This is a genomic window from Streptococcus mitis, assembly GCF_009496285.1.
Lineage (GTDB): Bacteria > Bacillota > Bacilli > Lactobacillales > Streptococcaceae > Streptococcus > Streptococcus mitis_BP.
Genome location: NZ_WIJK01000011.1, coordinates 59302 through 72040 on the forward strand (window position 1 = coordinate 59302; position 12739 = coordinate 72040).

Annotated in this window: 12 protein-coding genes; 10 read left to right on the forward strand and 2 right to left on the reverse strand. The window is 38.3% G+C overall.

The genetic code is table 11. From position 1 onward, the window contains the following. The first annotated feature begins 38 nt into the window (after positions 1-38). Both GEZ89_RS05095 and GEZ89_RS05100 read left to right on the forward strand, forming a co-directional pair. Positions 39-992 carry a class I SAM-dependent methyltransferase gene (locus GEZ89_RS05095; protein WP_153225205.1) on the forward strand — a complete coding sequence of 318 codons (954 nt, stop codon included), beginning with the start codon at positions 39-41 and terminating at the stop codon, positions 990-992. A 49-nt stretch (positions 993-1041) separates the two neighbouring features. Continuing rightward, positions 1042-2232: an acetate kinase gene (locus GEZ89_RS05100; protein WP_153225206.1), complete on the forward strand. Its 1191-nt coding sequence runs from the start codon at positions 1042-1044 to the stop codon at positions 2230-2232. Positions 2233-2289: 57 nt separating this feature from the next. On the opposite strand, the gene birA is transcribed toward GEZ89_RS05100, so the two are convergent. Then, on the reverse strand, positions 2290-3225 hold the full coding sequence (birA, locus tag GEZ89_RS05105; protein WP_153225207.1) for a bifunctional biotin--[acetyl-CoA-carboxylase] ligase/biotin operon repressor BirA: 936 nt from the start codon (positions 3223-3225) through the stop codon (positions 2290-2292). 211 nt (positions 3226-3436) lie between these two features. On the opposite strand from birA, the gene GEZ89_RS05110 reads away from it, so the two are divergent. After that, complete coding sequence (locus tag GEZ89_RS05110) at positions 3437-4627, forward strand: O-antigen ligase (RefSeq protein ID WP_322741486.1); 1191 nt, start codon at positions 3437-3439, stop codon at positions 4625-4627. Positions 4628-4676: 49 nt separating this feature from the next. On the opposite strand, the gene GEZ89_RS05115 is transcribed toward GEZ89_RS05110, so the two are convergent. Next, complete coding sequence (locus GEZ89_RS05115; RefSeq protein WP_153225209.1) at positions 4677-5225, reverse strand: NADPH-dependent FMN reductase; 549 nt, start codon at positions 5223-5225, stop codon at positions 4677-4679. Between the two features lie 261 nt (positions 5226-5486). On the opposite strand from GEZ89_RS05115, the gene GEZ89_RS05120 reads away from it, so the two are divergent. The 7 genes from GEZ89_RS05120 to GEZ89_RS05150 all read left to right on the forward strand — a co-directional run. Continuing rightward, a complete protein-coding gene (locus tag GEZ89_RS05120; RefSeq protein ID WP_322741487.1) occupies positions 5487-5975 on the forward strand; it encodes a DUF5590 domain-containing protein in 489 nt (162 codons plus the stop codon). After that, the gene (locus tag GEZ89_RS05125; RefSeq protein ID WP_153225210.1) at positions 5972-7150 is read left to right on the forward strand and encodes a pyridoxal phosphate-dependent aminotransferase; all 1179 of its coding nucleotides are present in this window, start codon (positions 5972-5974) and stop codon (positions 7148-7150) included. The genes GEZ89_RS05120 and GEZ89_RS05125 overlap by 4 nt, the downstream gene beginning before the upstream one ends. A 150-nt stretch (positions 7151-7300) precedes the next feature. After that, positions 7301-8644, forward strand: a complete 1344-nt coding sequence (asnS, locus tag GEZ89_RS05130; RefSeq protein WP_416222458.1) for an asparagine--tRNA ligase — start codon at positions 7301-7303, stop codon at positions 8642-8644. A 269-nt stretch (positions 8645-8913) separates the two neighbouring features. Next, the gene (locus GEZ89_RS05135) at positions 8914-10095 is read left to right on the forward strand and encodes an MFS transporter (protein WP_153225212.1); all 1182 of its coding nucleotides are present in this window, start codon (positions 8914-8916) and stop codon (positions 10093-10095) included. A gap of 85 nt (positions 10096-10180) precedes the next feature. Further along, entirely contained in the window at positions 10181-10948 is a 768-nt protein-coding gene (locus tag GEZ89_RS05140; protein WP_153225213.1) for an epoxyqueuosine reductase QueH, read from the forward strand. Positions 10949-11309: 361 nt separating this feature from the next. Further along, positions 11310-12083 (forward strand): class I SAM-dependent methyltransferase, encoded by a 774-nt coding sequence (locus GEZ89_RS05145; protein ID WP_153225214.1) that lies wholly within the window; start codon positions 11310-11312, stop codon positions 12081-12083. A gap of 12 nt (positions 12084-12095) precedes the next feature. Beyond that, the coding region (locus GEZ89_RS05150) for an Rgg/GadR/MutR family transcriptional regulator (protein ID WP_153225215.1) at positions 12096-12739 on the forward strand (644 nt) is incomplete at its 3' end.

Genomic DNA, 12739 nt, shown 5'->3' on the forward strand with positions numbered 1-12739 from the left:
ATCTGGAAAAAGGACATTATTTTTGGTAAGATAAGGGTATGGATTTTGAAAAAATTGAACAAGCATATACTTATTTACTAGAAAACGTCCAAATCATTCAAAACGATTTGGCGACAAATTTTTACGATGCCTTAATTGAACAAAATGGGATTTACCTAGATGGACAAACCAATTTGGAGCAAGTCAAAAAAAATAACCAGGCCCTAAAACGCTTGGCACTTCGAAAAGAGGAGTGGCTACGGACCTACCAATTTCTATTGATGAAAGCTTCGCAAACAGAACCTCTTCAGGCTAATCACCAGTTTACACCAGACGCCATTGGTCACTTGATAATTTTTCTGATGGAGCAACTGTGGCCTGCTGAGAATCTAAGTTTATTAGAGTTGGGGTCTGGGATGGGAATTCTGGGTGCTAGCTTCTTGACGTCCATGAACAAAAAGGTAGATTACCTTGGGATTGAGCTAGATGACCTCTTGATCGATCTGGCTGCAAGCATGGCAGAAGTTATGGATCTTCAAATGGGCTTTGTCCAAGGAGATGCAGTACGTCCACAAGTATTAAAAGAAAGTGATATTATTGTGAGCGACCTCCCGATTGGCTACTACCCAGACGATCAGATCGCTTCACGTTACCAAGTGGCAGCAAAGGATGAACATACTTACGCTCATCATCTATTAATGGAGCAATCTCTCAAGTATCTTAAGACGGGAGGCTATGCTATTTTCCTTGCTCCAACAGATCTTTTGACGAGTCCCCAGAGTGATTTCTTGAAATCCTGGCTGACTGATCAAGCTCAACTAGTCGCTATCATAGCTTTACCAGAGTATCTATTCGCTCAAGGAGCCCAGTCTAAGACCATTTTTGTTTTGCAAAAGAAGGTGGGAGAAGGGACAGAGCCCTTTGTTTATCCACTTGCTAGTCTTCGTGATCCTGAAATTTTGTTGGAATTTAAGGAAAATTTTCAAAATTGGTGTCAAGAACATGAAATCTAGTATAAATTTTGATATAATAGTTGAAAACGCTTAAAAAAGGGGAAACATTATGACAAAAACCATTGCAATTAACGCTGGAAGCTCTAGCTTGAAATGGCAACTTTACCAAATGTCAGAAGAAAAGGTGCTTGCAAAAGGGTTGATTGAGCGAATTGGATTGAAAGATTCTATTTCTACAGTTAAGTTCGATGGTCGCTCAGAACAACAAGTCCTTGACATTGACAACCATACTTTGGCAGTTAAGATTTTGCTTGATGACTTGATTCGTTTTGATATTATTAAATCTTATGATGAAATTACTGGTGTTGGACACCGTGTCGTTGCAGGTGGAGAGTACTTCAAAGAGTCTACAGTCGTGGAAGGTGATGTAATTGAAAAAGTTGAAGAGTTAGGTCTTCTTGCTCCATTGCACAACCCTGCAAATGCTGCGGGTATTCGCGCCTTCAAAGAATTGTTGCCAGATATTACGAGTGTCGTTGTTTTTGATACTTCCTTCCATACAAGTATGCCAGAGAAAGCTTATCGCTATCCTCTACCAACAAAATATTACACAGAAAACAAGGTTCGTAAGTACGGAGCCCATGGAACTAGCCATCAGTACGTTGCTCAAGAAGCAGCAAAACTCTTGGGTCGTCCACTTGAAGAGTTGAAGTTAATCACTTGTCACATCGGTAATGGTGCTTCTATTACAGCTGTTAAGGGTGGGAAATCTGTTGATACCTCAATGGGATTCACTCCACTTGGTGGTGTAATGATGGGAACTCGTACAGGGGATATTGACCCAGCTATCATTCCTTATTTAATGCAATATACAGAGGACTTTAACAAGCCTGAGGACATCAGTCGTATCCTCAATCGTGAGTCAGGGTTGATGGGTGTTTCAGGTAAATCTAGTGATATGCGTGACGTGATTGCTGCTATGGATGCAGGAGATCATGATGCTACTTTGGCTTATGAAATGTATGTTGACCGTATCCAAAAACATATTGGTCAATACCTTGCAGTCCTAAATGGAGCAGATGCTATTATTTTCACAGCAGGTATCGGTGAAAATTCTACTAATGTACGTGAAGATGTTATTTCAGGGATTTCTTGGTTCGGTTGTGATGTAGATCCAGAGAAAAATGTCTTTGGTGCAACCGGAGATATTTCGACAGATGCAGCAAGTGTACGTGTACTTGTCATCCCAACAGATGAAGAACTCGTTATCGCGCGTGACGTTGAACGTTTGAAAAAATAACAAATCAAAAAATCGACCTTTCTTATTGAAGGTCGATTTTTTTTTGATCTAGGAAAACTACCATTTAGTCAGTGAAACTTCGCCACTATTAAGCCAAATCTTTTCACCGTTTGCTAATTCTATCTGCAGTTGACCTTGGTCAGAGATGTCACAGGCTTTTCCTGTGATTATTTCCTGATCCTTCTTGAAGGAAATCTCTTTTCCTAAAACGATTGAGCGTTTTTTATAGAGATAGAGGAGTTCATCGGCTTCTGTTTCGTAGAAACATTTCCAAATTTCAGCAATCAATTCATTGCGAGTAATGGGAGTATGTTGAGAAAATAAGCTTCCAGCTTTAGTTTGTAGATTCTTGGGAAATTCAGCGATAGAAAAGTTGATCCCGACCCCAATGATAACATTTGTAACGAGTCCAGTTTCGACGGAGGTAATGGCTTCGGTTAGAATACCAGCAATTTTTTTCTGGTTCAGATAAATGTCATTGACCCACTTGATATCCACGTCGATTAAACTAAGGTTTTTGATAGCCTTGTAGATAGCTCCAGCTGTTAGAAGTGTATAGGCAGGAAGATTCTGATAAGGGAGATTGGGCTGTAGGTGAAGGGACATGTAAATTCCCCCCTTGTCTGGAGAATAATAGGGACGTTGAAAACGACCGCGTCCCATAGTTTGGCTAGTGGAAAGGTAGAGTTTATCCCCTTTGGCACCAGCTTCCATAGCCTCTTTAGCATCGGTTTGGGTAGATTTTGTTGAGGGTTTAAACTGGACAGTAATGGGACTATTCGCTTCGATTTCCTGAGGCAAGATAAGGTCTCCGTCCAGAAGTTTATACCCACGATTTTTGATACTGTCAATCTCCAGTCCCTCTTGCTGGAGACGTTGGATCGCCTTCCATACTGAAGTTCGAGATAGGTTTAATCTCTCAGCTATTTTTTCTCCGCTTAGATAATCAGTCTCAGTAACTAGTATTTTATAGACTTCTTGGTAGGATTTCATGCTAGACCCTTTCTGGAATAATTAGATTTATTGTACCATATTTTTAAAAAAGGGATAGCGTTTTTTAGAGTAATCTTAGCTAACTATAAAATTTTACCCAGTTTTAGTTAGGATGATAGAGGCAAAGAGGTTTTCAAATCGCTTGAAAAATGGTAAAATGTTTTAATAGCTTATTTATCTGAATGTGATATTCAGAAGGAAAGGATCTGTTGTGAAATCAATAGGTGTCATTGAAAAGTTAAAAAGTTTATCGAAACAAGAAGGACTTCTTTTAGGAGTTATTCTGAGTATTTTTCTTCCTTTTTATCTTTTTGTTATTATTTTTATCTCTTACTTACTTTGGTTAGTATATACTGGGGAGATGAAGGGGATCTTGAAACGTTTGTCTCAACACCCTGTCTTGCTCTTTTTTATTGCTTATAGCACTGCAATTTCTCTTCTGGCACAAAATGTGATGGGAGTAGTTTCTTCGGTGGCCATGTTTCTGTTTGCCATCTTCTTTTACTACTATCAATCCCAGTTGACTCCTAAATTTTTCAGGTTGACGATTGAAGGAATATTAGCCTTAAGTGTCTTTGCAGCAGCCTTTGCAGCTTTGGAACATTTCCAAATTGTAAAGAAATTTGATTATACCTTCCTCTCACCACGGATGCAGGTTTGGCATCAAAACCGAGCAGAGGTTGCCTTCTTTAACCCTAATTACTATGGAATTATCTGTTGTTTCTGTATCATGATTGGCTTTTACCTAATTAGCACAACTAAGTTAAGGTGGTTACGAATCTTCTCTATGATTGCCATATTTGCTAATTTATTCGGTTTAAACTTTACGCAGAATCGTACAGCTTTTCCAGCCATCATCTTTGGAGCGATTATTTATCTCTTCACAACTATTAAGAACTGGCGTGCTTTCTGGCTTAGTGTTGGAGTTTTTGGGATTGGTTTAGCTTTTCTATTTTCAAGTGATTTGGGTGTTCGAATGGGAACCTTAGATTCATCTATGGAAGAGCGTGTTTCTATTTGGAATGCTGGGATGGCCTTGTTTAAACAAAATCCATTCTGGGGTGAGGGACCGCTAACCTATATGCACTCTTTCCCTCGTATTGGAGCACCTTATCATGAACATGCTCATAGTATTTATATAGATACGATTTTGAGTTATGGAGTTGTTGGTACAGTTCTCTTGGGGATTGCTTCTTCCACTCCGGTACGAATGTTGATTGATATGAGTCAAGTACCTAGTAAGCGTCCTATCCTTGGACTCTACCTCTCTTTCTTGACAGTAGTAGCTGTGCACGGAATTTTTGATTTGGCTCTCTTTTGGATTCAATCTTCCTTTATTTTCCTTTTAGTGATGTGTAGTTTACCACTAAAACATAGTATGATTGATGAATTAGTTGATTAAGAAAAAGATAGTAGAACTAACATTTTCTACTATCTTTTTTTCAATTCAATTATTGAATAGCTTGAACCAAGTCTTCAGCTTGTTGTTTTAGTGAAGTAGCAACACTGTCTTCAAGGACTAATTTGCCATCTACCCAAGCAGAATCATTGACACGAGCTGCAGTGAATTCACCTACAACTTGTGTACGGATGAATGGCAAGAGGTCTTTGTAGATTGCAAAGAGTTGTTCATGACCTGCATTTGCTACTGAAGACACAGTAACGATTTTATCTTGAAGAGCAGATGCTCTGCGTGTATCAGACAAGTCAATTGCGCGTGAAAGCCAGTCAAGCAAGTTTTTAACTGTTCCAGGAATTGAGAAGTTGTAGACTGGTGAGAAAATCCAGATAGCATCAGCAGCCAGAACAGCTTCACGAGCTGCTGCTACAGCTGGAAGAGTTGGAACTTCAAGTTCTTGGTTAAAAAGTGGGATTGCTGAGTAGTCAAGGTAGTTAACCTCAGCTTTACCTGCAAGAGCTTTTTCGGCTTCTAGCGCCATTTGGTGGTTGAAGGAACCTTCACGAAGTGAACCAACGATAAATAATACTTTTTTAGACATAGGGAGTCTCCTTTATATTTTAATCAGAGCTTTTTCTGTTGTTACAAACAATGTTACAACAAAACAAAATCATTTGCAAGAAATTTGCCCAGAAAATAAAAATCGATGATAGTCAAGATTATTTTTAGGAGTAGAGATTAGGAAAAGTCTGTGAAATCAATGATTCAAGCGTCATATATTCCTGTCATAAGAGAAGTTCCGAGCCAAATCCTCCTCCTTTATTCACTTGTAATTCACTTGGATAGATGGTAAAATAGACGAGTGAAAATGAGACAGAAAAAAGAAAAAAATTCCTTATTATTTCAGTACAGTATTGGCTTGACCCTGCTGGCTCTAGTTGTGACTTCTTCCTTTCTCTATTTGGTGTGGTTTAGCATGAAGCCTTATCAGACAGCAAAGGTAGAAGGGGAAAAGCTTGCCAAGCAGTATGCGAATCTGGAAACGGTCAGTCAGGTTGATTTCTTCAATGGTTTGGAAACTTATTATAGTGTTCTTGGCCAAGACAAGAATCAAAAACCAGTAGCTGTTTTAATTGAGAAAAATAGTCAAAAAATCTATGTGTATCAACTAGAAAGTGGCACTTCACAAGAAAAAGCAGAAGCAGTTGTCAGAGAAAAAGGAGCAACTGATATTGACATGATTACCTTTGGGCGGTATGCTGATAAGCCTGTCTGGGAAATCAAGTCTGGAGGAGACTATTATCTAGTGGATTTTGAAACTGGTGCCCTAATCGAAAAGGAGAAACTATGAAATTATCTAAACGTGTCTTAGAAATGGAAGAAAGTGTCACTCTGGCTAGTGATGCAAGAGCTAAGAAATTAAAGGCTGAAGGAAAAGATGTTCTTTTCTTAACTTTAGGTCAGCCTGATTTTCATACTCCTGAGAGTATTCAGGATACTGCAGTTGAGGCTATTCGAGATGGACGTGCTTCTTTCTATACGGTAGCTTCAGGTTTGCCTGAATTAAAAGCAGCGGTCAATACCTATTTTGAACGTTATTATGGTTATTCTGTGGCGGCAAATGAAGTCACCTTTGCTACAGGTGCTAAGTTTTCCCTTTATACTTTCTTTATGGCTGTGATTAATCCAGGTGATGAGGTAATCATTCCTACTCCTTACTGGGTCAGCTATGGGGATCAAGTGAAAATGGCTGAAGGTATTCCAGTATTTGTCCAAGCTAAGGAAGACAATCACTTTAAAGTAACTGTGGAGCAATTAGAAGCAGCTCGCACAGATAAGACAAAGGTCTTGGTTCTGAACTCCCCATCTAATCCTACCGGTATGATCTATTCTCGTGAGGAACTCTTGGCTATCGGAAATTGGGCTGTTGAACATGACATTCTCATCCTAGCAGATGATATTTATGGTCGTTTGGTCTATAACGGAAATGAATTTGTCCCAATCTCTAGTCTGTCAGAAGCCATTCGCAAGCAAACCATCGTCATCAATGGTGTATCTAAAGCTTATGCCATGACAGGTTGGCGGGTGGGTTATGCAGTAGGTGATCCAGAAATCATCGCTGCCATGAGTAAACTAACAGGTCAAACGACTTCAAACCTGACTGCGGTATCTCAATATGCAACGATTGAAGCGCTAACTGGACCGCAAGACTCTGTAGAAACTATGCGTCAGGCTTTCGAGGAACGTTTGAATACCATCTATCCACTCTTGTGTCAAGTCCCTGGCTTTGAAGTAGTCAAACCTCAAGGAGCTTTCTATCTCTTCCCAAATGTTAAAAAAGCTATGGAGATGAAAGGCTATACAGATGTAACAGCATTTACAACGGCTATTCTTGAGGAAGTTGGTCTGGCCTTGATTACGGGAGCAGGCTTTGGTGCGCCAGAGAATGTCCGTCTCAGCTATGCGACAGACTTGGAAACTCTTAAAGAAGCTATTCGTCGTTTGCACCTATTTATGAAAAAATAAGAAGTTAAACCTCCGTCCTCTTTGCGGAGGTTTTTGTAGCTAAAAACTTATGAATTTCTATCAAACTAGCTAGCTATCAGCCATTATTTGTGGTAAAATAGTGAGTAATAATGTCTTTGGACAAGTTAAACGAAAAAAGGAAGATAAATGATGACAAAACGTGTAACAATTATCGAAGTAAAAGACTACGTTGGTCAAGAAGTCACTATTGGCGCTTGGGTTGCTAACAAATCAGGAAAAGGGAAAATTGCCTTCTTGCAATTGCGTGATGGAACAGCCTTCTTCCAAGGTGTGGCCTTTAAACCAAACTTTGTAGAAAAATTTGGTGAAGAAGTGGGGCTTGAGAAGTTTGATGTCATCAAACGCTTGAGCCAGGAAACTTCTGTTTATGTGACAGGTATTGTCAAAGAAGACGAACGTTCTAAGTTTGGTTATGAGCTTGATATCACAGATATCGAAGTGATTGGTGAATCTCAAGACTACCCAATCACACCAAAAGAACACGGAACAGACTTCTTGATGGACAACCGTCACTTGTGGTTGCGTTCACGCAAACAAGTCGCTGTCATGCAAATCCGTAACGCTATCATCTATGCGACTTATGAGTTCTTCGACAAGAACGGCTTTATGAAATTTGATAGCCCAATCCTTTCAGGAAATGCAGCAGAAGATTCTACAGAACTTTTCGAAACAGACTACTTCGGAACACCAGCCTACTTGAGCCAATCTGGTCAGCTTTATCTTGAAGCTGGGGCTATGGCTCTTGGTCGTGTCTTTGACTTTGGTCCAGTATTCCGTGCTGAAAAATCAAAAACGCGCCGTCACTTGACTGAATTCTGGATGATGGATGCGGAGTACTCATACTTGACACACGATGAGTCACTTGACTTGCAAGAAGCTTATGTAAAAGCATTGCTTCAAGGTGTTCTTGATCGTGCTCCTCAAGCCTTGGAAACATTGGAACGTGACACTGAGCTTTTGAAACGCTACATTGCAGAGCCATTCAAACGCATCACTTACGATGAAGCTATTGATCTCTTGCAAGAGCATGAAAATGATGAAGACGCTGACTACGAGCGTCTTGAACATGGTGATGACTTTGGTTCACCACACGAAACTTGGATCTCAAACCACTTTGGTGTACCAACCTTTGTCATTAACTATCCATCAGACATCAAGGCCTTCTACATGAAACCAGTTCCTGGGAACCCAGATCGCGTGCTTTGTGCAGACCTACTCGCACCAGAAGGTTACGGAGAAATCATCGGTGGTTCAATGCGTGAGGAGGACTATGATGCCCTTGTAGCTAAGATGGAATCACTAGGTATGGATCGTACAGAGTATGAATTCTACCTTGACCTTCGTAAATACGGTACAGTACCACACGGTGGATTTGGTATCGGTATCGAGCGTATGGTTACCTTCGCAGCAGGTACAAAACACATCCGTGAAGCTATTCCATTCCCACGTATGTTGCACCGTATCAAACCTTAATAACCATAAAAACGCCGTCTGGCGTTTTTATACTCTTCGAAAATCTCTTCAAACTACGTCAGCTTCACCTTGCCGTATATATGTTACTGACTTCGTCAGTTCTATCCACAACCTCAAAACAATGTTTTGAGCAGCCTGCGGCTAGCTTCCTAGTTTGCTCTTTGATTTTCATTGAGTATTACTTTAAATGAAAGAGGTGGAGAAAATGTAGGCAACTCTAAGTAAGTCTTTTAGAAAAACTCATATTATATATTGAAAGAGAGAAAACGATGTTTAAAAGAACTTACAAACGCAATATTCCACTCCTAGCAGGTCTGGAATTCACTTCTTATTTTGGAATCACCAGTTTTTGGATTTTATTTTTCATTCAAAATGGTCTTTCCTTACTTCAAATTGGTCTATTAGAAAGTATCTTTCACGGTACGAGTCTCTTGTGTGAAATCCCGTCTGGTATGTTGGCCGATCGATTTAGCTACAAGACCAATCTCTATTTGGCTCGCTTGGCCAGTATTGTGTCCTCTATCTTGATTTTGTTTGGTCAGGGAAATTTTTGGATCTATGCTTTTGCTATGATGGTCAATGCTTGGTCTTACAATTTTGATTCGGGAACCAGCACCGCTTTCTTATATGATTCTGCGGTAGAAGCGGGTCAAAAGGACCGATATCTTCAGATTTCTAGCTTTTTGTCTGGTGTGGCAGAAGTCACCCGAACCTTAGGTACAGTTGTGGCAGGCTTCTTTATTCACGGAGCATTGGCATGGACCTATCTGATCGCTATTGGATTTTCATTTATTTCTATAATCTTGATTTATTTTATGAAAGAACCAATGGCTAAGAGAGAAAAAAATGAAGCCTTAACCTTTAAAACGATTGTCCTGCAAGTTCGAAAAGAATGGCATGAAAAACCAGTACTCTTTTACTGGATGATGACTTATCAGCTAGTCGGAACACTCATGTGTATGTTTTACTTTTACTATCAGCAGAAAATAAGTGACTTAGCAGGATGGCAGGTTTCACTGGTCATGCTGATTGGTAGTTTGCTAAATCTATTTGCGGTTTATGTAGCTAGTCAAATCGGTAAAAAATGGAATAGCAACCAAGTTTTTCCGATTCTTGTTGTACTAACGGGATTGGCCTTGTTATTTGTAGTTATTGGCACACCCTTGGCTTATCTATTGATCTATCTCTTGACTAATGGACTCTATGCAGTTTATCAGCCGATCTACTTCAATGATTTACAAGGCTATTTACCCTCAAGTGTAAGAGCCACCATGCTTAGTATCAATTCTATGCTCTTTAGTTTATCTATGATTGTCATTTTCCCATTGACAGGTTGGTTGATCGATCATTGGGGTCTTGTAGCTGTCTTTTTAGTTCTAGGTCTTATCTTGCTTTTAACCTCCCCTATCCTAATAATCGGTCTAAAAAGGATGGGCAAGGTATTGGACTAGGACTTAAAAACTGAGTAAAGCACGAAAACCTATTTGCCCAAAGAGGCTTCTTGTGATAAAATAACAAGAAGAAAAGGAGAAGAGTATGATCGATGTAGAAGAAATTCTAAGTAAGATGAATCCCAATCAAAAGATCAACTATGACCGTGTCATGCAAAAGATGGTCCAAGTGTGGGAAAAAAATGAAGAGAGGCCAACTATTCTCATGCACGTCTGTTGTGCCCCCTGTAGCACCTATACTTTAGAGTATTTGACCAAGTATGCAGATGTGACCATTTATTTTGCAAATTCAAATATCCATCCCAAAGCTGAGTATCATAAGCGCGCCTATGTAACAAAAAAGTTTGTCAGTGATTTCAATGAGCGAACTAGCAATAATGTCCAATACCTAGAAGCACCTTATGAGCCTAATGAATACCGTCAACTGGTTAGAGGTTTGGAAGAAGAACCTGAAGGTGGTGACCGCTGCAAGGTTTGTTTTGACTATCGCTTGGATAAGACAGCGCAGGTGGCCATGGACTTAGGATTTGACTACTTTGGTTCGGCCCTGACGATCAGTCCTCATAAAAATTCGCAAACCATCAATAGTATTGGAATTGATGTGCAGAAAATCTACACCACTCATTATCTTCCGAGTGACTTTAAGAAAAATCAAGGCTACAAACGTTCTGTAGAGATGTGTGAAGAGTATGACATCTATCGCCAATGTTACTGTGGTTGTGTATATGCAGCTCAAGCCCAGAATATCGACCTGGTACAAGTCAAGAAAGATGCAACAGCCTTCATGCTAGATAAGGATATCGAGAAAGACTATTCGCATATCAAGTTCACCGTTACAAAATTAGATATTTAAAGGGAAACCTGCCTAATGTGGCAGGTTTTTTGCTAACAAAAGGTGGTAGAATAGAAATCAATGGAGCAAGTCTTGAATTCCTAGTTCGAGCTTGTGAGACTTCAATAAACATGTGAATTCTTAAAACTTGTGAATAAAAGAAAAAATTTTGATTGGGGATATTTGGAATCTAGAAGACAGATAAACAGTTTAATGCTGTTTCAAGAAAAAAATGGAAAATTTATTGATATTTTTTATTTTTAATCCAGGGAGTTTAGCAATGCTGTGGTAAATTTATTCCTTTTTGCATTTATACAACTTATTTTACACTATCTTTATTCTTGTGATATAATGTCAAATTATAGAGTGGAGGTCATTTTTAATGATTGATAAGGTAATTGAACAATATAAAAATCATGATAATCTTGATATTCGAGTAGAATTGCATAAGAAGTATTCAAAAAATAAATTGGGATTTAACAATTGGATATTTTCTAACTACGAAATCACTGATGAAGTAAAGGTTCTAGAATTGGGATGTGGTACAGGAGAACTGTGGAAAAGTAATCTTGATTCTATAGACAAGATGAAGCAGTTGGTTGTTACAGATTTTTCTCAAGATATGGTAAAAACAACGAAGTCAGTGATTGGAAATAGAGACAATGTCAACTATGAAATAATGGATATTCAAAAGATTTCTTTTGAGAATGAAACATTTGATATTGTTATTGCTAATATGCTTCTACATCATGTGAATGATATTCCTAAAGTTCTCTCTGAGGTGAATAGGGTTCTAAAAACAGGGGGCATTTTTTACTGTGCTACATTTGGTGAAAATGGAGTTGTAGATTTTTTGGCCAGTTTATTGAAAGATGAGGTTAATCAAGATTTAGAAAATAAAACGTTTACTTTACAAAATGGTAAAAGGTACCTGAGTAGGTATTTTAACTCTGTCGATACATTACTCTATGATGATGAGTTACAGGTAACTAGAATAGATGACCTAGTTAAATACATCCAATCGTTTAAAGGAATTTCAGAAATAGGTTCACTAGAAGAGGAAATAATACGTAAAAGATTGGAAAGTGAGTTTAATAATGGTATGTTGATCATTCCTAAAGAATATGGTATGTTTATCGCTCGAAAAGAAAGTTAAGGGAACGAAAGTATGAAAAATTACGGAGAAGCTTTTCGATATTTTAGAAAATTAAACGGATATTCTTTAGAGTATGCTGCAGCTGATTCTATATCAAAATCTCAACTCTCTAGATTTGAAAGGGGAGAAAATGAAATTTCTCTCTCAACGTTTTTTGAATTATTATCAAATATCAATGTTTCGATAGAGAATTTTTGTAATTATCTAGAAGATTATAAAAGATCAGAGCTTGATAATTTTTTGGTTAATTTATCTCCAAATTTTTATAGTTTGAATACTAAAGGATTGGAGGAAATAAAAAATGAGCAACAAAAATTTTTTGAGAAGAGTGGGGAAAAAATTTATAGAATAAATACAATTATGGTTCAGGGATTATTAAATCAGATAGATTGTAATTATGTAGTTAGTAGAGACGATCTAAATTTAGTATATGACTATTTATTTCAGAAGGAACGATGGGAATCCTATGAGATTACGCTGATTGGTAATTTATATCATCTTTTTGAGATAGATTATATTTACAGGGTCGGAAAAGAAATACTAGAGCGTACACATTATTACGAAAAAATTGGCAAGAATAGAAATTTAGTTGTGTCAGCTTGTTTAAATTTTTGGTTCTGCTGCCTTGAGAATTCACATCTAATATATGCAGACTA